Here is a 20,421-nt window from a genome sequence, read left to right on the forward strand (position 1 = left end):
CTGGAGAACGCGCGATGACCCGATTCCCCCGCCGCCACGCGGCCGGCTTCACCCTGGTGGAAGTGCTGGTGGCCCTGGCCATCGTCGCCGTGGCCATGTCGGCGGCGGTGCGCGCCGCCGGGGTGGCGACCCAGGGCAGCGGCCTGCTGCGGGATCGTTCGCTGGCGCTGCTGGCGGCCCGCAGTGAACTGGCCGAGGCGCAGTTGCAGGGCCGCCTGCGCGGCGGCCGCGAGGTGCGCGACTGCGACCAGGGCCGGCTGCGCCTGGCGTGCGTGCGCGAGGTGACGCGGGACGGCGAGCTGTTCAACCTGCGCCTGGAGGTCCACCCCCGGGACGCGGACGGGCCGCCGTTGGCCCGCCTGAACGCCCGCCTGCCGGCGCAGGACGCCGGGGCGATGCGCCCATGAGGCGCTCAGCGCAGGTCCGGCAGCTCCGGCCCCTGGGCCAGGCGCGGAATGGCCAGGCGCTCGCGGCGCTCGCCCCGGCGGACGACCACGGCATCGGGCTCGATGGCCTCCAGCCACACCCCCTCGGCCAGCGGCTCGCCGACCAGGAACGGCTGCGGGCTGCTGCCGTCCACGGCGAGGATCGCCACTCGCCCGCGCGGGCCGGCGAACAGCCCGGTCACCTGCAGGGTGACGCTGTCGCTGCGCCGGGCGAACCAGCGGGCCGGCTGTTCCGGCACCACCACCTGCACGGCCGTGGCGCTGCTGGCGCGGGCCTCCAGTGGCGGCGGGTCGCTCAGCAGCAGGTACCAGGTGGCCAGCCCTGCGAGGGTGGCGAGGATGGCGGCGCCCTGCACCAGGGCGGCGGGGTCGGGTCGGCGGGTCCAGTGCATGGGGCGGTCCTCCCTGAGGTCAGGCAGCCGACCCTAGCAGGCGATCTTCACGGTTTTGTGTCACGGGCTCGGGGTTTCACCCTGGTGGAGTTGATGGTGGTGCTGGTGGTGATCGGCATCGCCAGTGCTGCCGTGGGGTTGAGCATCCGCCCCGACCCGGCGCGCCTGCTGCGGGACGAGGCGCGGCGCCTGGTGCTGTTGCTGCAGGTGGCCCAGGACGAGGCCCGCAGCAGCGGCGAGGTGATCGCCTGGGAAGCGGACGAGCGCGGCTACCGCTTCCGCCGCCTGGGTGCGTCGGCTGGCAGTGCCCTGGACGGCGATGCCACGCTGCGCCCGCGCCCCTGGCAACTGGCCGGCGCGCGGGTGCGGGCGACCCCGCCCCGACTGCTGCTGGACGCCGAGTGGCTGGGCAGCCCGGCACGGGTGGAACTCTCCGACGGGCTGAACCGGGTCGCCCTGGTGCGCGGCGCCGACGGCCGCCTGGAGCTGGAGTGATGGCGCGCCAGCGGGGCTTCACCCTGATCGAGGTGATGGTGGCGATCCTGCTGATGGCGGTGGTGGCGCTGATTGCCTGGCGCGGCCTGGACAGCGTCAGCCGCGCCGACGAGCACCTGCGCCTGGCCACCGAGCGGGACGACGCCCTGCTGCGTGCGCTGAACCAGCTGCAGCGGGACCTGGACCAGCGCGCCGGGGTGGAGCTGGAACCCCCGCGCCGGGCCGACGACCCGCCGCCCTCCGCCGAGCGCCTGGTGGCGGTGCAGGTGCGCGGCGGCGGCCGGCTGCCCACCCGCCTGGAGCTGGTACGCCGCGCCCCCGGCCAGCCCGGCGCCCTGCAACGGGTGCGCTGGTGGGTGGAAGGCGGCGTGCTGCGGCGCGCCACCTCCGCCCCGGCGCAGCGCTACCCGCTGCCGCCCCTGGGGCGCGCGGTGACGGTGCTGGAGGGCGTCGGCGACTTCCAGCTGCGCACCTGGGCCGAGGGCAGCGGCTGGCACGCCCTGGCCGGTACGCCGGTGCGCAATCCCCGGGGCCTGGAGCTGCGCTTCAGCCGCGAATCGCCCCAGGGACGCGAGCGCTACCGCCAGGTGTTCGGCCCGCTGGACTGAGCCGCCCGCCCGGGCAGAAAACCTGAACCCCACCGCCCTGCCCCAGTCGGACTCATCAGGTGGCCGGGGGCACGACCCCGGCCGGTCCCGGAGCCAGACAGGAGCAGCCAGCATGAAGGCCGTGGTTTTCCATGACGTGGGCGACATCCGCCTGGAGGATGTGCCCGAACCCACCTTGCAGGCCCCGACCGACGCCATCATCCGCCTCACGGCCTCGGCCATCTGCGGCACCGACCTGCACTTCGTGCGCGGCAGCGTCAGCGGCATGGTCAAGGGCACCATCCTCGGCCACGAGGGCGTCGGCATCGTCGAGGCCCTGGGGGACGACGTGCGCAACCTGCAGGTGGGCGACCGGGTGGTGGTGCCCTCCACCATCGCCTGCGGCAACTGCAGCTACTGCCGGGCCGGCTACTACGCCCAGTGCGACATCGCCAACCCCAACGGCAAGGAGGCCGGCACCGCCTTCTACGGTGGCCCCGCCGCCACCGGCCCGTTCCACGGGCTGCAGGCGGAGAAGGCGCGCATCCCCCACGCCAACATCGGCCTGGTGCGCCTGCCCAGCGAGATCAGCGACGACCAGGCCATCCTGCTGTCCGACATCTTCCCCACCGGCTACTTCGGCGCAGAGATGGCCGAGATCACCCCCGGCGACACCGTGGCGGTGTTCGGCTGCGGGCCGGTGGGCCAGTTCGCCATCGCCAGCGCGTTCCTCTTCGGCGCGGCGCGGGTGTTCGCCGTGGACCACCGGCCCGACCGCCTGCGCATGGCCCGTCAGCAAGGTGCCGAGGTGATCGACTTCGACCGGGAAGACCCGGTGCAGGTGCTGCGCCGGCTCACCGACGGCATCGGCGTGGACCGCGCCATCGACGCCGTGGGCGTGGACGCCGAGCACGGGTGCGCCAGCGGCAGTGCGCAGCGCCAGGAAATGGCCGAGCTGACCCCGCGCACCCACCCGGACGGCGCCAACTGGCACCCCGGCGACGCCCCCAGCCAGGCCCTGCAATGGGCCGTGGAGGGCCTGGCCAAGGCCGGCACGCTGTCCATCATCGGCGTCTACCCGCCCCAGGCGCGGCACTTCCCCATCGGCCTGGCGATGAACAAGAACCTCACCCTGAACATGGGCAACTGCCACCACCGCAAGTACATCCCCCGGCTGATCGAACTGGTGCTGGCCAAGCGCATCGACCCGGCACGCATCCTCACCCAGGTCAAGCCCATGGGCGATGCCATCGAGGCGTTCAAGGCCTTCGACCGGCGCGAGGCCGGCTGGATCAAGGTGGAGCTGCATCCCCAGCGCCACGGCTCGGCCGGCACTGCCGGCGAGGAGCAGGTGAAGGACGCCGAACAGGTGGCCGGCGCCCTGCAGCGGGCCGCCGACGACCGCCAGCGCTGACGGGGGACGCCCATGGCTTGCGTACGCATCGGCATCTCCGGCTGGCGCTATGCCCCCTGGCGGGGCGACTTCTACCCCGAGGGGCTGGCGCAGAAGCGCGAGCTGGCCTTCGCCGCCCGCGCCGTCGGCAGCATCGAGATCAACGGCAGCTTCTACGCCCTGCAGACCCCGGAGCGCTATGCGGACTGGGCCGCCCAGACGCCGGAGGACTTCGTCTTCAGCGTCAAGGCACCGCGCTTCATCACCCATGTGCGGCGGTTGCGCGACATCGAGGCACCGCTGGCCAACTTCATGGCCTCGGGCCTGTTGCGCCTGGGGCCCCGGCTGGGCGCCCTGCTCTGGCAGTTCCCGCCCAGCTTCCGCTTCGATGCCGAGCGCTTCGAGGCCTTCCTGGCGCAGTTGCCCCACGACGGCGAGCAGGCCCTGGCGCTGGCCCGCCAGTGCGAGCCGCGCATGCACCGCGAGGGCTACCTGGACCTGGCGCTGGGCACCCGCCTGCGCCATGCGGTGGAGATCCGCCACGAGAGCTTCCGCAGCCCGGCCTTCATCGAGCTGCTGCGCCGCCACGGGGTGGCGCTGGTGGTGGCGGACACCGCCGGCAAGTGGCCGCTGCTGGAGGACCTGACCGCCGACTTCGTCTACCTGCGCCTGCACGGTGACAAGGCGCTCTACGCCAGCGGCTACAGCGAGAAGGCCCTGGAAGCCTGGCAACGGCGCATCGAGGCCTGGCAGCAGGGCCGGCAGGTACCCGACGCACGCCTGGCCGAGCCCGACCAACTCGCCGAGGGCGGCTCCCGGGACGTCTATTGCTACTTCGACAACGACCTGAAGGTGCGCGCGCCCTACGACGCCCGCCGCCTGCTGGAGCGCCTGGGGCTGGACCGGGACCTGGCGGTGCGCCCGGGCCAACCGCCGGCCGAGGGGGTGCTGCCATGAGCCTGGCCCCCGGTCGCCCGTTGCCCGGGCTCGACGGCGCCGAGGTGGTGCGGCGCCTGCGGATCATCACGGTGAACACCCACAAGGGCTTCACCGCGCTGAACCGGCGCTTCATCCTCCCGGAGCTGCGCGATGCGGTGCGCACCCTGGGGGCGGACCTGGTGTTCCTGCAGGAAGTGCTCGGCACCCACCGCCGCCACTCCCGGCGTTACCAGGACTGGCCACCCACGCCGCAATACGAGTTCCTCGCCGACAGCATGTGGGGCGCCTACGCCTATGGCCGCAACGCGGTCTATCCGGACGGCGACCACGGCAACGCGCTGCTCTCCAAGTTCCCGATCCTCCGTCACGAGAACCTCGACGTGTCCATCGCCGGCAACGAGGAGCGCGGCCTGTTGCATTCGGTGCTGGAGGTGCCCGGGCACGACGAGGTGCACGCCATCTGCGTGCACCTCGGGCTGCGCGAGGCCCATCGCCAGCAGCAGCTGGCCCTGCTCCGCGATCGGGTGGCGGGCCTGCCTTCAGAGGCGCCGGTGATCGTGGCCGGTGACTTCAACGACTGGCGCCAGCGCGCCGACCCGGTGCTGGCCGCCTGCGGCCTGCGCGAGGCCTTCGTCGAGGCCCATGGCGCGCCGGCGCGCAGCTTTCCCGCGCGCTGGCCGCTGTTGCCGCTGGACCGCGTGTACCTGCGCAATGCCAGCGCCCATTCCCCCCAAGTCTTGCGGCAGCGGCCGTGGTCGCACCTGTCCGATCACGCTCCGCTGCTGGTGGAGGTGCACCTGTGAGTTACCCATGGCGCGACGGCAACCAGGTGGAGTTGCTGATCAATGGCGAGGCCTTCTTCCCCCGCGTGTTCGAGGCCATCGAACAGGCCCGCCACGAGGTCCTGCTGGAGACCTTCATCATCTTCGAGGACAAGGTCGGCCAGCGCCTCAAGGAGGCCCTGCTGGCCGCCGCGGCCCGGGGCGTGCGGGTGGAGGCCACGGTGGACGGCTACGGCACCGCCGACCTCGGCGAGCGCTACGTGGCCGAGCTGGCGGCCGCCGGGGTGAACCTGCGCATGTTCGACCCGCAGCCCCGGCGCCTGGGCCTGCGCACCAACCTGTTCCGCCGGCTGCACCGCAAGCTGGTGGTGGTGGACGGCGAGCTGGGCTTCATCGGCGGCATCAATTTCGGCGCCGACCACCTGGCCGACTACGGCGAGATGGCCAAGCAGGACTACGCGGTGGCCTTGCGCGGCCCCATCGTCGCCGACCTGCACCGGGCCTGCCGCGACCTGCTGACCCATGCGCCGGAGCCGCCCAGCCCCGTGCCGCCGCCAACGCCGCGCCAGGTGGGGCGCTCGCGCCTGCGCTTGGTGCTGCGGGACAACGCGGCCCACCGCAACGACATCGAGGAGCAGTACCTGGAGGCGCTGCGCAGCGCCCGCCAGCGCCTGGTGGTGGCCAATGCCTATTTCTTCCCCGGCTATCGCCTGCTGCGCGAGCTGCGCAACGCTGCGCGCCGAGGGGTGAAGGTGACGCTGATCATGCAGGGCATGCCGGACATGCCCATCGTCCGCCTGTGCTCGCGGCTGCTCTACAACTACCTGCTGCGCGACGGCGTGGTGATCCACGAATACTGCCGCCGCCCGCTGCACGGCAAGGTGGCGCTGGTGGACAGCGAGTGGGCGACGGTGGGCTCCAGCAACCTCGATCCGCTGAGCCTGTCGCTGAACCTGGAGGCGAACGTGGTGATCCGCGATGCAGCGTTCAACCGCCAGTTGCACGACCACCTCACCCAGCTGGCCCAGCAGCACTGCAAGGCGGTGACCCTGCAGCGCATCACCCGGGGTCACTGGTGGCGCGCGCCGCTGATCTTCCTGTGCTTCCACTTCCTGCGGCACTTCCCCGCCCTCGCCGGGCTGTTGCCGGCGCATTCGCCGCGGGTCGAACCGGTGACACCGGTGGAGCCCAAGGACGCGGTGCTGGAACAGGAGCAGGCCCGATGAATCGCCAACGCTGGTTCACCTGGGGCAAGCGGGCGCTGACGATGTTCTTTTTCTGCCTGGTTCCGGTGCTGCTGTTCCTGCTGGTGAAGAACATGGACTGGGACGAGGTCGTCCGCGCCCTCTCCGCCTACAGCGCCGGGACCCTGGCCCTGGGCCTGGCCGCGTGCGTGGCGAGTTACGCCACCTATTGCTGCTTCGACCTGGTGGGCCGCCACTACACGGACCACAAGCTGCCGGCGTGGCAGACCTTCCCGGTGACCTTCGTCTGCTACGCCTTCAACCTCAACCTGAGTTCGTGGGTGGGCGGCATCGCCATGCGCTACCGGCTCTATTCGCGCCTGGGGCTCGACGTGCCGACCATCACCCAGGTGCTGAGCCTGAGCCTGATGACCAACTGGCTGGGCTACATGTTGCTGGCCGGTTGCGTGTTCGCCCTGCGCCTGGTGGAACTGCCGGAGAACTGGAAGATCGGCGAGACCGGTCTGCAGGTGATCGGCGTCGTGCTGGTGGCGCTGTCCCTCGGCTACCTGGCCGCCTGCCGCTTCGCCAGGCGCCGCACCTGGCGCATCCGCCAGCAGGAGCTGACGTTGCCGAGCCTGCGCATGGCTTTGGTGCAGGTCGGCCTGGGAATGTTGAACTGGGCGCTGATGGCGCTGCTGATCTACGTGCTGCTGCCGCCCCAGGCGTTCTACCCGACGGTGCTCGGCATCCTGCTGATCAGCAGCATCGCTGGCGTGGTCACCCATATCCCCGCCGGCCTGGGGGTGCTGGAAGCGGTGTTCATCACGCTGATGCAGCACCAGTTCGCCAAGGGCACCCTGCTGGCAGCGCTGATCGGCTACCGGGCCATTTACTTCCTGCTGCCGCTGGCGGTGGCCTGCGTGGTCTACCTGGTGCTGGAGCGCCGGGCACGCCGGCTGCGCCGCGTGGACTGGCGCGAGGACAAGGGCGAGCCGGCCCAGGCGAAAGGCTGAGCGGCGGGCCGTAGCCCGCCGCCCGGCCCCTTCAGCGCGCCTCGCCGTCCCAGGGCTTGCCGTCCAGGGGGTAGGCGCGGCCCTCTTCGGCTTCGTCCAGACCGTCTCCGGCACCGATCTCGTCAGCGCCCACCACGCTCAGCTCCTTGTCTGCCGGCAGGCTGCCAGTGGTGCCCCGACCCAGGCGCTCGCCGTTCTCGTCGATCAGCGTCTCGGGGCTCAGGTCGTCATCGGAGACGCCGTCCTCATGCAGGCTCTGCCCCAGGGTCTCGCCGCCGGTCATGCCGGCCTCGCGCACGCGTTCGTCCGGGAACTCCCGCTCCAGCTCCTCTTCGGATCGCAGGTCGCCGACCCGGCCCTGGCGTTCATCCTTGCGCTCGCTGAAGTCCAGCTGCTCCATCGACCCCATGCGGTCCTCGATGTCGTCGATCTCGTGGATGCGGGCGCTCGGCTTGTTCGATTTCATGGTGATTTCCTCCGGTTGTCCTCTAGGTGGACCGGGACCCGGCGGCAAGATTCAGGTTGAGCGAGGAACGGCCAGCGGGAACGTCGGGGGTGGGGCAGGCACTGGCATCGCCGATTCTTAAATCAAGATAAATAGTGTTATTTATCAGCTATTTAAGATTCTTTAGTAATGTAAAACATCACATGGAATCACCATAACCCAGCGAAACACTCGGAATAGAGAGAGCCGATCGAGGCATACAGGCTGATTTACTGCATTTCTTGAGATTTAAATCTTTATTTTTCAATGATTTACGATGCATTAATAACCTGATTTATCAGAAATCCAGCCAGCCGCTGGCGCATCGAGCCCGAACTTCCTCCGCAGCACCGGACTCACACCCCTTACGGCCCCGCCGCGCATCCAACAGTCCTGCCCACAGCACTGAGAGAACCGCGATGAACAGCACCCCGTACCTCGAGCGCTACCGGCACGTCCGCCGCCAGAGCGAAAACCTGGTGGCCCCCCTTGGCGAAGAGGACATGGTGGTGCAGTCCATGCCGGACGCCAGTCCGAGCAAGTGGCACCTGGGCCATACCAGCTGGTTCTTCGAAACCTTTCTGCTGCCGCGCCTGGCGGGTTACCGGGTGTTCGACCCGGCCTTCGCCTACCTCTTCAACTCCTACTACGAGGCGGTCGGCCCCCGGCAGCCACGCCCCGAGCGCGGCCTGCTGACCCGGCCGCCCCTGCATGAGGTGCTGGCCTACCGGGCCCACGTGGATGCGCACATGGAGCGGCTCATCCCGGACCTCACCGAACCCGACCTGGCCCTGCTGGAGCTGGGTCTGGCACACGAGGAGCAGCACCAGGAACTGCTGCTGATGGACGTGCTGCACCTGTTCAGCCGCTCGCCGCTGTCGCCGGCCTACGATCCGCGCTGGCAGGAGCCGGAGGGCGACCGGCCCGGGCGCTTCGTCTCGCTGCCGGGCGGGCTGGTGGAGCTGGGGCACGATGGCGACGGCTTCGCGTTCGACAACGAGGGCCCACGGCACACCACCTACCTGCAACCCTTCCAGATCTGTGATCGCCTGGTGACCAACGGCGACTGGCAGGCCTTCATCGACGACGGCGGCTACCAGCGCCCCGACCTCTGGCTGGCCGATGGCTGGGCGCGGGTCCAGGCCGAGGGCTGGCGGGCGCCGCTGTACTGGCAGCGCCGGGGGGATGGCTGGCAGGAGCTGGGCCTGGGTGGCCTGCGCCCGTTGGTGCCTGACGCGCCGGTGCGCCACATCAGCTACTACGAGGCCTGCGCCTATGCGCTGTGGGCCGAGGCGCGGCTGCCCAGCGAAGCGGAATGGGAAGTGGCCGCCCGCAGCGGCGTGCTGGGCCAGGTGGAAGACAGCGCCTGGCAATGGACGGCGAGCGCCTACGCGCCCTACCCCGGCTTCCGCCCCTCCGCAGGCGCGGTGGGCGAATACAACGGCAAGTTCATGGTCAGCCAGATGGTGCTGCGCGGCGGCGCCAGCATCACCCCGGCCGGTCACGCCCGGGTGAGCTACCGCAACTTCTTCTACCCGCACCAGCGCTGGATGTTCGCCGGCCTGCGCCTGGCCCGCGATCCGGCCGGCGCACAGCGGGAGGCCGGCTCGGACACCTCCTTCGCCGAGGACGTGCGCGCCGGGCTGGGCGCCCCGGACAAGAGCCTGCCGCCCAAGTACTTCTACGACGCCACCGGCTCGGAGCTGTTCGAAGCCATCTGCCGCACCCGCGAGTACTACCCGACGCGCATGGAAACGGCGCTGCTGGAGGCAATCGCCGGGGAGCTGTCGAGCGTCATCCCACGGGGGGCCGCCCTGGTGGAGTTCGGCAGCGGTGCCAGCCTGAAGACCCGCCTGCTGCTGGACGCCGCCCCGCAGGTGGGCGTCTACCTGCCCATCGACATCTCGGAATCAGCCCTGCGCAAGGCCACCGCCATGCTGGAGGCGGCCTACCCGAGGCTGCGGGTCCTGCCCCAGGTCGGCGACTTCAGCCACCTGCCCCACCTGCCCGCCGCCGTCGCCTCGCGCCCTCGCGTGGCGTTCTTCCCCGGCTCCACCCTGGGCAACTTCAGCCCGCCGGAGGCCCTGCGCTTCCTGCGCTCGGTGCGCCGCTACCTGGGCCGCGACTCACGGCTGATCCTCGGGCTGGACATGCAGAAGGACGTGGCCACTCTGGAGGCGGCCTACGACGACGGGGACGGCATCACCGCCCAGTTCAACAAGAACCTGCTGACCCGCATCAACCGCGAACTGGGCGGCACCTTCGACCTCGACGCCTTCCAGCACCTGGCCCGCTGGAATCCGCAGGCGCAGTGCATGGAGATGTTCCTGGTCAGCCAGCGGGACCAAGTGGTGAACGCCGCCGGACAGCGCTTCCACTTCGCCGCCGGCGAGCGACTGCACACCGAGTGCTCGCACAAGTACAGCCTGGAAGGCATCGCCGACATGGCCGCCCAATCCGGCTGGCGCCTCGCCCGCCACTGGCTGAGCCCGGCGCCGCAGGTGGGGATGTTTGTGTTGGAGAGCGGGTGAGGCTGCCGAAAGGCAGCCATGACGACGACAAAATGCCCTGTTGGACCAGGCTTTGCCTACCTCAGCGGCATGGCCACCCCTTCATTTCGCCTATCAGCGTGAAGGATCCGGCCGGACTCTGATGTGCCAGCTGGCAATCTGCCAGTCGGATTCCTTTACGCATTTCCCGCGACGCCTTGCGTAGCAAGCACTTGCCCCAAGCCTGCAGCAAAAGTCCCTGATAAACCCTTTGGATGGCGATCCACAGTGTCGCCCTAGCATCTGCGCTCACCCTTCAACAGAGACAAGGATGAACCTGATGCCACCCCTCAAGACCACGCTCCACGCCCCACAGCTTCTGCTGCTGGCCATGCTTGGAGCCCATGCTTCCAACTCGCTGGCCGATACCCCCAAGCTCCCCTCGGGCAGCACCCTCACTGCCGAGTCACATGCTGCCCCACCCGCCGTGCTGCGACAGGTGCCATTGCCCGGCAACCTGCCCGTCACTCCCCCGGTCTCGTCAGTACCGAAACAGGAAGCGCCTGATCAGTCAGCGGCAGCGACCAAACCTCCCATGAGCAGAAGCAGCGGCCTGCAAGCACGCAGCAATGCTTACACCCCGCTTTGCACCTCGCTTTCGGTCAACCAGCTGTACACCCTTTCCGGTGTGCAGCAAGGCGGCAGCTACTGCTACCACTTCGAAATCGGCCAGCATTCCAAGACCGAAGCCGTCGTCACCGAGCAGAGCGCTGGTACTGACTTCGAGCTGTTCCTGCTGAGAGACGACGGTAACGGCAACCTCCAGCTGGTCGGGCATTCCAACCAACCCGGCAATGCGGACGAGTCGATCCTGGCCGTCACGCCTCCCGGCCATTACTACTGGCTGATGAACGCCCATGCCTCGGACGGCTCGCCCGTCGGCTTCGGCGCACTGGTCGCCGCCCCGATCGATGCCTATGAACCCAACGACAGCCCCGAGTCGGCTACCGTCCTGCCCGACACCCTGAACGTCATCACGGGTAACTCGGACAGCGCCTGGGACTACGACTATTACGAATTCACCAGTGTTCGCGGGCAGGCGCTGCGGCTCATGTTGACGGGAGCGGAAGCTGGGACGAGTAATCGCTGGTTGTTGGAGACTTATGAAAATGGCACTTGGAAGGCGGAGAAAAAAGACACGCCATTGAATATCAAAGGACGCGCAGCCAACTATCGCTTGCAAGTTAGAGTCCGTCCAAACCCGGCTGTGGCATGGAGCCCCTCTCCTCGCTATCGACTCACAATTGGCTCAACGCCATTTATGCGCAAACATTATCTGGAGGGAGAGTCGAACGTCCTGCGGATTCCGGCTTCAGCTCAGTCAACGAATCAGCACCAATACCTGACAACACAAGCCTATCGTCAACTGAACTGGTCAATGTATTTAACAGATAGCACCGGGAGCCCATTAAAAGGACTTACCCCTGTGCTCTACTTGATAAAGCAGTTGCGATACGGCCAAGCAACTTATATCCCACATCCAATCAAAACCGAAGCCAATGGATGGGCACGCGGTACTGTAGATTTAGGATCTTGCTACGGTGACTGGAGCGCAACCTTTATAGATTACGCTGGCAATTACAAAAATACCTGGCGCACAAATTATAACTACGGACAATGGTTTATAAAATTGTATGAAGACCCAAATATAGGCGTTGGCAGCCTCGAAAACTACATCACCCTGGGGCACATATGCCAACAGACATTAATTAGCAGCGGACGCTAACTCGATACGTGCGGGCGAATAGCCCGCACAACTTTTTACCCTATGGATAAATCTTGCGCTCATTCCAGTGCCCATACCGAACAACACCGGAACTAGACAGATGGAGAAGAAGGCTATTGAACTCCATCGCCACGAATGCATCTGCGAAGTTGCTTTTTTCCAAGTGGTAGCGACCAAGCCCCTCCAGATCGACATTCATGTCTGATTCAACTCGCTCAATTGCCAGTTCTACGTAGCGATTGGCGTACCGCAGCAACTCCTCAGACGCATTCATCCGTGCCGACAGGCGTTGCGCCACATCATCCCGCAGCAGACCGTTGTGGTTACGCACAATGATCTTCCCCTCACCATCGACCGATATCCCCACCATGCCGTCAGGCATGACCGGCTCCCGCCCTGACAGCTCCCGCAGCATCTTGCCGTAGATATCCTGAAACCCTGCATGGGCCATATTGAGTTCTGCGTCGATCTGCTCCAGCGGACGGGCATTCTCCTTGAGTGGACGCTTAGCCTGCTCCAAGGCCCAGACCTCGTAGTCGCCGATTCCGCTCGGACCTGACGACAACTTCCCTAGCCGGTCATAGGTCCGTGCCTCGATAAAACTGTCCAGATCCTCCTGTGGCCGTTCCAGTGGTGTGGGCACCGTGCGCGTTGACTCTGCAGCCTTGGCGACTTCAGCGAGGCGGGTGTCCGAGCGGGTGGTCCAGAACGGCAGACTGCTGTTGATTTCCATGGCGTTCTCTCCTTTTAAGTACTAAAAGGAGTTCGGCCAGAGCAGGCTAAAACTGAGAGAGTACATTGCCACTTGATTGCTCATTTATAAGTAGGGCCCAGCATACAAGGCTGGGTTTCCGGAAGCCTCTCACTCCGGTCTATAGAGTTTTGGCTCCGTCCAATACCCGTAACGTATAACACCCCATGAAAGCAGATGACCTTGAAGGCTATTGAACTCCATAGCCGTTACGACACTCGAGAAATTTTCCTTGTCCAAGTGGTAACGACCCAAGCCATCAAAGTTCACGTTCATATCTGACTCAACGCGTTCAATGGCCAGCTCCACATATCGATTGGCGTACCGTAGCAACTCTTCAGAAGCATTCATCCGTGCCGACAGGCGTTGCGCCACATCATCGCGCAGCAGTCCGTTGTGGTTACGCACAATGATCTTCCCCTGACCATCCACCGATATCCCCACCATCCCGTCAGGCATAACCGGCTCCCGCCCTGACAGTTCCTGCAGCATCTTGCCGTAGAGTTCCTGAAAACCCGCATGTGTCGCATTGAGTTCTGCATTTATCTGCTCCAGCGGACGGGCATTCTCCTTGGGTGGGCGCTTCACCTGCTCCGATATCCAGATTTCAAAATCGCTTGCGATGTTCGGGCCTGAAGGCAATTGACCCAGCCGGTCATAGGTCCGCGCCTCGATAAAACTGTCCAGATCCTCCTGCGGCCGCTCCTGGGGTGTGGCCACCGTGCGCGTCGACTCTGCCGCCTTGGCGACTTCAGCGAGGCGGGTGTCCGAGCGGGTGGTCCAGAGCGGCAGGCTGCTGTTGATTTCCATGGCGACCTCTCCTTTTGGGTATTCCCATCAAGGTCGGCCGGGGCGGGTTGAAGATGAGGGACGATGTTCTGGATGGCGTCCTATTACCGCGTAGGAACGGGATGACGCCGGCCAGGGCCGTAAGTGCCGGGGCACGAACGGCCCCGGCGGATGTGCAACGACGGTCAGACCGCCTGGCGGGTCTCGGCCGGTTGTGCGTTGGCGAGCCGGGTGAGACGGCGGCCGCCGCAGCCGGCCTGCAGCAGCACCATGTCCTCGAACACCTGCTTGCCCAGGCGACGCAGCGCGCGGGAGTCGGGGTAGTCCTGCGGTTTCAGGGCGCTGACCTTGAAGGATTCCTGGGTGGCCGAGTTGTACATGAACAGGCTGAAGGTGCCATCGCCGTCGGCACGGCTTTCAACCCGGCACCCCGGAATGGACTGGGCCAGCCAGTGGTCGATCTGCTTGTGGGACAGGGTCTGGGTCATCGGGCATCTCCTTGTGCTCGGCCTGCCTGGAAGCAGGCATGGGGGAATCATTCACGGCATGCGTAGGGCCGGTCCGGGGCGCCGGCCATCGCTGTGCGTAACCGGGCGCGCGCCCCGTGCGCGGAGCAGGCCATAGCCAGTTCCATGCCAGTCCAGCTTTCCATGGCGTTAATCGATGCGAGTCCGATGCCAGTAGAAGGCCTGTCCACTTAATCAGTGGCACTTTGATGCCAAATCGATCTTCCGGGCCCACCGAGCACCCTCGCGAACCCTGCAAATTGCACGGGCAATGTGCACGATCCGGGCATTCTGCATGGCCGCCGGGCACCGCCTCGCTTCGCCAATCCACTTGACGTCCCGACGGCATCCTTCTGATGCCAAAGGATTTTGCCGGCAAAAAAAGCTGAACTCCCGTGCCCCGTCCCGGCTCTCAAGCCATGACTCACACGACTCCCTTCGAGCCCGGTCGCTGGCGGCATGCGCCGGGCTTCTTTCTGGAACAGGCGCCGATGAGCTACCAACCCACGGAAGAAGAACTCCAGCGACGCCTGGATGAACACCTGGACCACCACCTGTGCGTGGTCCGCATCCGCGACGACGACGTGGTGGTCTCGGCCCGGGACCTGCGCACCGGCCAGGTGTCCATCGTCGCCGGGCTGATTCCCCGGCGCTGGGCTGACCGGGCGCAGTTCGAAACCCTGGGCGCGCAGCTCATCGGCGAACTGGAGCGGATGCTGGAAGCCCCGCCGGACGATGGCAGCGGCGGGCCCGAAGAGTTCTGAACACCGGTGGATGCCGCGCCCACCCGCAGCGTGCGCGGCCACGACGAGCAGGAGCACACCCGATGGCGCTCAACCGGACCAACGAGCGGCTGCGCTGCGTCCTGAAGGACGCCTCGCTGAACAACCGCATGGCCTGCATCACCCTGGAAAGCGCCGCCCGGCAGCTGGAGGACCCGCAATTGGCCGAAGTGCTGGTGAAGACCGCCCGCACGCTATCGGCGGATGCACACCACCTGCACCGCCACGCCCGCGAAGTGGAACGCGGACGCATTCGCCGCAAGCGCTGAGTCGCATTGCGCATGGAACCCGGGAACTTCCGGCGACTCTTATGAGCGCCGGTAGTCAATGCCCAAGGAGGGGCGCGTAGTCCGGAAACACCAATACGAGCACCAGGAGAGTTGCATGGGCTGCTACCACATCACCCCAACGGACAAGGGCTGGGAGCTGCGCAAGGAAGGCGCGACCCGCCCGTCGAAGACCGCTGCCGAACGGGAGCGGCTGCTGGAGGCCATTGAGGCCTTCATGGAAAAGCGCGCCGGCACGGTGCTGATCCACAGCGAGGACGGCACCGTCGAGCAGGAGCTGAGCTACCCCCCGCCCCGTCGTCCGTCACGCGCCTGAACCCGCTCCTTGCCTCGGCACGCCGGGGCAAGGGGCGTCCGTGTGGCCCGCCACCACCTGCTAGCGAGCCGCGATCCCCGTGATGGTCACGCCATAGCGCTTGAGCAAACGCATCGCCGGCTCCCGGCTCGGCGCCTCGCTGCCGGCGTATACCCCTGCCGGCAGGTGATCCTCCGCCCAATCCAGCACCGCCGCGCACGCCTGCTCCGGCGTCGGCCGCTCGGGCGCCTCCAGCTCAAGCGTCGAGGTGTTGTTGTCCTTGTGGTAGCTGATGATCCAGAGCGTCATGGCCGGTTCTCCCCTCTCGATTGGTCTCCCCAGAGCTGACTGACCCAGCCCGTCCCGAGTTCCCCCTCGAATACGCGCATCAACCGGCTTGCGAATTATTTAAATCAGGATTTAATTAAGCCCATTCGCCCCGGAGCCTGCCCCATGACCCGTAGCCGTACCCCTGGACGCCCCAGCGGAGACGCCCCCGACCTGCGCGAGCGCCTGCTCGACAGCGCCATCCAGTGCTTCGCCCAGGCGGGCGTGCAGGCCACCCGCCTGCGGGACATCGCCGAGCACGCGGGCGTGACCCCGGCGCTGCTCAACTACCACTTCGGCAACCGCGAGCGCCTGCTGGACGCGGTGGTGGAAGAGCGCCTGCAGCCCCTGCTGATGGGCATGGTGCAACGCCTGGCGACGCCCGGGAACGAGCCCCGCGAGCTGGTCCGGGCCTTCGTTCGCGGGCTCAGCGCGACCCTCTCGCAGCATCCCTGGCTGCCGCCGTTGTGGGTGCGCGAGGTGCTCTGCGAAGGCGGCGCCCTGCGCGGGGTGGTGCTGACCCGCTTCGCCCCGCTGCTGCCGGTGCAACTGGCCCGGCGCTTCGCCGAAGCCCGCAGCGAAGGCCACCTCAACCCGGACCTGGACCCCCGCCTGCTGGTGGTCTCGCTGCTCGGCCTGGTGATGCTGCCCTACGCCGCCGGCTCGCTCTGGCGCGGCATCTTCGCCAGTGACGACCTCGACGACGAGGCCCTGGTCAACCACGTACTGGCCCTGCTGGAACGGGGCCTGGAGATGCGCCCATGAACACCCGCCCGCTCCTCCTGCTCGGCCTGGCCCTGCTGGCCGCCTGCAAGCCCGCACCGCCGCAGCTGCTCGGCACCCTGGAATGGGACCGCATCGCCGTACCTGCCGAGGCCTCCGAGCCGATCCTCGACTGGCACGTGGCCGAAGGCGAACAGGTCAGCGCCGGCCAGGTGCTGCTGGAACTCGACCCGCGCCGCACCGATGCCCGCCTGGCCGAAGCGGAAGGCGACCTGGCCGCCGCCCGCGCCCGCCTCGACGAACTGCGCAACGGCTCCCGGGACGAAACCATCGACGCGGCCCGCGCCAGCCTGGCCCGCTACCAGGCCGAGCTGACCGACGCCGAGCGCAGCTTCACCCGCATCGCCGCCCTCTACGAGCGCCGCCAGGTGGCCATCGCCGACCTCGACCGTGCCCGCGCCGCCCGTGACCAGGCCCGCGCCAGTGTGAACAGCGCCAACGCCCAGTTGCGCGAGCTGCTCAACGGCACCCGCCCGGAACAGCTGCACCAGGCCGAAGCCCAGGTGCAGGCGGCGGAGGGCCGCGTCGCCCAGCTGCGCATCACCCGCGAGCGCCTGACCCTGCGCGCCCCGCGCGATGCCCGTGTGGACGCCCTGCCCTACAAGCCCGGCGACCAGCCCCCGGCCGGTGCCGAACTGGCCAGCCTGCTGGTGGGCGAGGCGCCCTACGCGCGGGTCTACGTGCCCGCCTCCCAACGCCCGCGCCTGGCCATCGGCGACCACTTGCAGGTGCAGGTGGAGGGCATCGCCACCCCCTTCGACGCCCAGGTCCGCCGCATCGCCAGCGAAGCCGCCTTCACGCCCTACTACGCCCTCACCGGCGACGACGCCAGCCGCCTCGCCTACCGTGCCGAGCTGCTGCTGCAGGGCGATGACGCCCGCCGCCTGCCGGCCGGCCTGCCCCTGCAGGCCCACTGGAGCGCGCCATGAACGGCAGCGAAGCGGTCATCCATGCCCAGGGCCTGACCAAGCGCTTCGGCGAGCTGACCGCCGTGGACAACCTCGACCTGCAGGTGAACCGTGCCGAAGTGTTCGGCTTCCTCGGCCCCAACGGCTGCGGCAAGTCCACCACCATCCGCATGCTCTGCGGGCTGCTGCTGCCCAGCGCCGGGGAGATCGAGGTGCTCGGCTGCCGCATCCCCGAGGACGCCGAGGCCCTCAAGCGGCGCATCGGCTACATGACGCAGAAGTTCTCCCTCTACGAAGACCTGACCGTCGCCGAGAACCTGGACTTCCTCGCCGCCGTCCAGGGGCTGGACCGCGCCCACGCACGCCGGCGCATCGACGAACTGCTGGAGCGCTACTGGCTCGGCGACCGCCGCCGGCAACTGGCCGGCACCCTCAGCGGCGGCCAGAAGCAGCGCCTGGCCCTGGCCGGGGCGGTGCTGCACAAGCCCGACCTGCTGTTGCTGGACGAGCCCACCAGCGCCGTCGACCCGCAATCGCGCCGGGAATTCTGGGATTCGCTGTTCGAACTGGCCGAGGCCGGCACCACCCTGCTGGTGTCCACCCACTACATGGACGAAGCCGAGCGCTGCACCCGCCTGGGCATCCTCGACGCCGGCCGCCTGGTGGCCGACGGCAGCCCCGCCGAGCTGATGGACGCCCTGCCCGGCCGGCCGCTGCTGGTGGAGTGCGCCCAGCCCCGCCAGGCCCAGCGCGCGCTGCAAGGGCAGCCGGAGGTGCTGGCCCTGGCACAGATCGGCGCCAGCCTGCGGGTGCTCAGCGCTGCGGCTGATGCCCGTGACTGCGTCGTCCGGCTGCTGGAAAAGGCCGGCATCGACGCCGACGTGCGCGACACCGACGCCAACCTGGAAGACGTGTTCGTCACCGTCACCCAGCGCCCCACCACCCACGCCGAGGCCCGCCCATGAACCTGCGCCGGCTCGGGGCCATCGTGCTCAAGGAGCTGCGCCAGCTGCGCCGCGACCGGCTGACCTTCGCCATGATCGTCGGCATCCCCATCCTGCAGCTGGTGCTGTTCGGCTACGCCATCAACATGGACGTGCGCAACCTCCACGCCGCCGTGCTGGACCAGGCCGACAGCGCCCGCTCGCGGGAAGTGATCGCCGAGCTGGGCGCCAGCCAGGTGCTGGACTTCCGCTACCACCTGGCCACGACGCAGCAGCTTGACCAGTTGTTCGCCGAGGGCGTGATCAGCGCAGCCCTGGTGATGCCCAGGGACTTCGAGGCGCGCCTGCAGCGACGCGACCGACCGCCCCTGCAACTGGTGGTGGACGGTTCCGACCAGGTGGTGCAGGCCTCCGCCCGCCAACTGGCCGCCTACCCGCTGCCCGGCTGGCCCCGCGCCACCGGTGTGGAGGTGGTGAACCTCTACAACCCGGAGCGCCTGGCGTCGCTGAACACGGTACCGGGGCTGATCGGGGTGATCCTCACCATGACCATGGTGCTGTTCACCGCCATCGCCCTGGTCCGCGAGCGGGAACGGGGCAACATGGAACTGCTGATCACCACCCCGGTTTCACCCTGGGAGCTGACCCTGGGCAAGGTACTGCCCTTCGTCGGCATCGGCCTGCTGCAGGTGACGGTGATCCTGCTGGTGGGGCGCTGGCTGTTCGAGGTGCCGGTGCGCGGCTCGCTGCTGGCGCTCTATGGCGCCTCGCTGGTGTTCGTGTTCGCCAGCCTGAGCCTTGGGGTGTTCATCTCCACCCTCGCCCGCAGCCAGTTCCAGGCCATGCAGATGGCCTTCTTCATCTTCCTGCCGCAGATCCTGCTTTCCGGCTTCATGTTCCCCTTCGCCGGCATGCCGCGCCTCGCCCAGTGGATCGCCGAGCTGATGCCCCTCACCCACTTCCTGCGCCTGGCGCGCGGCATCATGCTGCGCAGCGCCAGCCTGATGGACCTGTGGCCGGAGATCGTCGCACTGCTGGTGTTCAACCTGGTGGTGCTGGGGGTGGCGGTGAAGCGGGTGAGCAAGCGCCTGGACTAGGGCAGCTGGCGTGGCCCCGTAAATAAGCATCACCCCGCAGGGTGGGCTTCAACCCACCGGCACCGCTCCGATGCAGACGTAGCCCGGGCTTCAGCCCGGGAATGAGGTGGGGACCGCTCCCGGGCTGAAGCCCGGGCTACGGGGTTGCCGTAGATACCGTCTTGATTGCTAGTGAGCAAGGGCCAGTTTTGCGTCAAACGGCTGGCCCGATTTCAGCACGCCATAGGCGATGCTCAGCAGCTTGCGCATCGCTGCGCAGACGATCTGCTTGCCGGTCTTGCCCCGCTCCCTTAGCCGTTCGCCCATGGCTCTGATCGCTTCGTTGTAGGTCAGGGCGCTGATCGCGGGCATGTACAGGCCGGCCCTCAGGCGCGATGAGCCCATCTTGGAGATGCGTGTCTGCCCCCGGTAGCTCCCGGATTCCTGCAGCCGTGGGTTGAGCCCGGCAAAGGCGGTGATGGCGCGGCCGTTGGCAAAGCGCAGTGGGTCGCCCAGTTCCGCCAGGAGCAGGGCGGCGGTCTTGTCGGCGACTCCGTCGATGCTGGTCAGCAGGTCGCGCTTGCCTCGCAGGTCCGGGTCGTTGTCGATGTGGTCGTCGATGGCCTTGAGGGTTTCTTCGATCTCCTGGCCGACATGTTCCAGAACCGACTGGATCGAGGCCTGCACGCTGGCATCGGCCACTTCCAGACGGTTGCGCTCCATCCGTTCGATTTCGCGCAGGTCCTCCAGGCGCCGTACCAGGGCCTTCAGGCGCTTTACGGCACGGGGCTCGGGTTGCCAGGGGCGCAGCTCGTCCTGGTGGCGCTCGCCGTATTCGGCGATCAGCTTGGCGTCGACCTTGTCGGTCTTCACCCGCTGCARCTGGCTGCGGGCGTAGTGGGCGATCTGCGCCGGGTTGAGGACACAGACCCGATAGCCTTGCTCCAGCAGCCATTCGGCCAGGGCTTCATGGTGGATGC

24 protein-coding genes are annotated in these 20,421 nt (G+C 67.6%); 17 read left to right on the top strand and 7 right to left on the bottom strand.

Annotated features, from left to right (window positions below; genetic code table 11):
* Window positions 1-14 precede the first annotated feature (14 nt).
* Complete coding sequence (gene gspI, locus SZ55_RS06395) at window positions 15-407, top strand: type II secretion system minor pseudopilin GspI (RefSeq protein ID WP_044403067.1); 393 nt, start codon at window positions 15-17, stop codon at window positions 405-407.
* A gap of 5 nt (window positions 408-412) precedes the next feature.
* Here the strand turns inward: gspI and SZ55_RS06400 are convergent, their stop codons facing one another.
* On the bottom strand, window positions 413-838 hold the full coding sequence (locus SZ55_RS06400) for a type II secretion system protein N (RefSeq protein ID WP_044403070.1): 426 nt from the start codon (window positions 836-838) through the stop codon (window positions 413-415).
* Between the two features lie 57 nt (window positions 839-895).
* On the opposite strand from SZ55_RS06400, the gene SZ55_RS06405 reads away from it, so the two are divergent.
* From SZ55_RS06405 to SZ55_RS06435, 7 genes are all read left to right on the top strand, one after another.
* Window positions 896-1,333: a GspH/FimT family pseudopilin gene (locus SZ55_RS06405; RefSeq protein ID WP_044403072.1), complete on the top strand. Its 438-nt coding sequence runs from the start codon at window positions 896-898 to the stop codon at window positions 1,331-1,333.
* Entirely contained in the window at window positions 1,333-1,941 is a 609-nt protein-coding gene (locus SZ55_RS06410) for a prepilin-type N-terminal cleavage/methylation domain-containing protein (RefSeq protein WP_044403075.1), read from the top strand. Before SZ55_RS06405 ends, SZ55_RS06410 begins: the two co-directional genes overlap by 1 nt.
* Before the next feature lie 112 nt (window positions 1,942-2,053).
* Window positions 2,054-3,334 (top strand): zinc-dependent alcohol dehydrogenase, encoded by a 1,281-nt coding sequence (locus SZ55_RS06415; RefSeq protein ID WP_044403078.1) that lies wholly within the window; start codon window positions 2,054-2,056, stop codon window positions 3,332-3,334.
* A gap of 12 nt (window positions 3,335-3,346) precedes the next feature.
* The gene (locus SZ55_RS06420) at window positions 3,347-4,270 is read left to right on the top strand and encodes a DUF72 domain-containing protein (RefSeq protein ID WP_044403081.1); all 924 of its coding nucleotides are present in this window, start codon (window positions 3,347-3,349) and stop codon (window positions 4,268-4,270) included.
* Complete coding sequence (locus tag SZ55_RS06425; protein ID WP_044403084.1) at window positions 4,267-5,055, top strand: endonuclease/exonuclease/phosphatase family protein; 789 nt, start codon at window positions 4,267-4,269, stop codon at window positions 5,053-5,055. The genes SZ55_RS06420 and SZ55_RS06425 overlap by 4 nt, the downstream gene beginning before the upstream one ends.
* The gene (clsB, locus tag SZ55_RS06430; RefSeq protein WP_044403086.1) at window positions 5,052-6,260 is read left to right on the top strand and encodes a cardiolipin synthase ClsB; all 1,209 of its coding nucleotides are present in this window, start codon (window positions 5,052-5,054) and stop codon (window positions 6,258-6,260) included. The genes SZ55_RS06425 and clsB overlap by 4 nt, the downstream gene beginning before the upstream one ends.
* Window positions 6,257-7,234 carry a lysylphosphatidylglycerol synthase domain-containing protein gene (locus SZ55_RS06435; RefSeq protein ID WP_044403089.1) on the top strand — a complete coding sequence of 326 codons (978 nt, stop codon included), beginning with the start codon at window positions 6,257-6,259 and terminating at the stop codon, window positions 7,232-7,234. Before clsB ends, SZ55_RS06435 begins: the two co-directional genes overlap by 4 nt.
* A 31-nt stretch (window positions 7,235-7,265) precedes the next feature.
* Here the strand turns inward: SZ55_RS06435 and SZ55_RS06440 are convergent, their stop codons facing one another.
* Window positions 7,266-7,700: a hypothetical protein gene (locus SZ55_RS06440; RefSeq protein ID WP_044403092.1), complete on the bottom strand. Its 435-nt coding sequence runs from the start codon at window positions 7,698-7,700 to the stop codon at window positions 7,266-7,268.
* 437 nt (window positions 7,701-8,137) lie between these two features.
* Here SZ55_RS06440 and egtB point away from each other — a divergent pair, with 437 nt between their 5' ends.
* On the top strand, window positions 8,138-10,249 hold the full coding sequence (gene egtB / locus SZ55_RS06445) for an ergothioneine biosynthesis protein EgtB (protein WP_044403095.1): 2,112 nt from the start codon (window positions 8,138-8,140) through the stop codon (window positions 10,247-10,249).
* Window positions 10,250-10,547: 298 nt separating this feature from the next.
* Window positions 10,548-11,993 carry a hypothetical protein gene (locus tag SZ55_RS27905; protein ID WP_152644445.1) on the top strand — a complete coding sequence of 482 codons (1,446 nt, stop codon included), beginning with the start codon at window positions 10,548-10,550 and terminating at the stop codon, window positions 11,991-11,993.
* Window positions 11,994-12,033: 40 nt separating this feature from the next.
* Here SZ55_RS27905 and SZ55_RS06455 read toward each other — a convergent pair whose 3' ends face one another.
* The 3 genes from SZ55_RS06455 to SZ55_RS06465 form a co-directional block, all read right to left on the bottom strand.
* Window positions 12,034-12,726 (bottom strand): hypothetical protein, encoded by a 693-nt coding sequence (locus SZ55_RS06455; RefSeq protein WP_044403100.1) that lies wholly within the window; start codon window positions 12,724-12,726, stop codon window positions 12,034-12,036.
* Window positions 12,727-12,855: 129 nt separating this feature from the next.
* The gene (locus tag SZ55_RS06460) at window positions 12,856-13,554 is read right to left on the bottom strand and encodes a hypothetical protein (protein WP_044403102.1); all 699 of its coding nucleotides are present in this window, start codon (window positions 13,552-13,554) and stop codon (window positions 12,856-12,858) included.
* Between the two features lie 164 nt (window positions 13,555-13,718).
* On the bottom strand, window positions 13,719-14,021 hold the full coding sequence (locus SZ55_RS06465) for a hypothetical protein (protein ID WP_044403105.1): 303 nt from the start codon (window positions 14,019-14,021) through the stop codon (window positions 13,719-13,721).
* A 509-nt stretch (window positions 14,022-14,530) separates the two neighbouring features.
* On the opposite strand from SZ55_RS06465, the gene SZ55_RS06470 reads away from it, so the two are divergent.
* The 3 genes from SZ55_RS06470 (at window position 14,531) to SZ55_RS06480 (ending at window position 15,424) form a co-directional block, all read left to right on the top strand.
* Window positions 14,531-14,803 (top strand): hypothetical protein, encoded by a 273-nt coding sequence (locus SZ55_RS06470; protein WP_044403107.1) that lies wholly within the window; start codon window positions 14,531-14,533, stop codon window positions 14,801-14,803.
* A 62-nt stretch (window positions 14,804-14,865) separates the two neighbouring features.
* Entirely contained in the window at window positions 14,866-15,090 is a 225-nt protein-coding gene (locus SZ55_RS06475) for a hypothetical protein (protein WP_044403109.1), read from the top strand.
* A gap of 115 nt (window positions 15,091-15,205) precedes the next feature.
* Window positions 15,206-15,424 carry a DUF2188 domain-containing protein gene (locus SZ55_RS06480; RefSeq protein WP_044403112.1) on the top strand — a complete coding sequence of 73 codons (219 nt, stop codon included), beginning with the start codon at window positions 15,206-15,208 and terminating at the stop codon, window positions 15,422-15,424.
* A 60-nt stretch (window positions 15,425-15,484) separates the two neighbouring features.
* Here the strand turns inward: SZ55_RS06480 and SZ55_RS06485 are convergent, their stop codons facing one another.
* Window positions 15,485-15,712, bottom strand: coding sequence for a hypothetical protein (locus SZ55_RS06485; RefSeq protein WP_044403114.1), 228 nt, complete (start codon window positions 15,710-15,712; stop codon window positions 15,485-15,487).
* Between the two features lie 144 nt (window positions 15,713-15,856).
* Between SZ55_RS06485 and SZ55_RS06490 the strand changes: the two genes are divergently transcribed.
* From SZ55_RS06490 to SZ55_RS06505, 4 genes are read left to right on the top strand one after another with little or no spacing between them, the layout of a single operon-like run.
* Window positions 15,857-16,495, top strand: coding sequence for a TetR/AcrR family transcriptional regulator (locus SZ55_RS06490; protein ID WP_044403117.1), 639 nt, complete (start codon window positions 15,857-15,859; stop codon window positions 16,493-16,495).
* Window positions 16,492-17,442 (top strand): HlyD family secretion protein, encoded by a 951-nt coding sequence (locus SZ55_RS06495; RefSeq protein ID WP_044403119.1) that lies wholly within the window; start codon window positions 16,492-16,494, stop codon window positions 17,440-17,442. Before SZ55_RS06490 ends, SZ55_RS06495 begins: the two co-directional genes overlap by 4 nt.
* The gene (locus SZ55_RS06500) at window positions 17,439-18,386 is read left to right on the top strand and encodes an ABC transporter ATP-binding protein (RefSeq protein ID WP_201774860.1); all 948 of its coding nucleotides are present in this window, start codon (window positions 17,439-17,441) and stop codon (window positions 18,384-18,386) included. Before SZ55_RS06495 ends, SZ55_RS06500 begins: the two co-directional genes overlap by 4 nt.
* Window positions 18,383-19,462: an ABC transporter permease gene (locus SZ55_RS06505; protein ID WP_044403121.1), complete on the top strand. Its 1,080-nt coding sequence runs from the start codon at window positions 18,383-18,385 to the stop codon at window positions 19,460-19,462. Before SZ55_RS06500 ends, SZ55_RS06505 begins: the two co-directional genes overlap by 4 nt.
* Window positions 19,463-19,630: 168 nt before the next feature.
* Here the strand turns inward: SZ55_RS06505 and SZ55_RS28260 are convergent.
* Window positions 19,631-20,421 (bottom strand): IS110 family transposase (locus SZ55_RS28260; RefSeq protein ID WP_052807541.1); only part of this gene is annotated, 791 nt, incomplete at its 5' end.

It is taken from the genome of Pseudomonas sp. FeS53a (genome assembly GCF_000931385.1).
Taxonomy (GTDB): domain Bacteria; phylum Pseudomonadota; class Gammaproteobacteria; order Pseudomonadales; family Pseudomonadaceae; genus Metapseudomonas; species Metapseudomonas otitidis.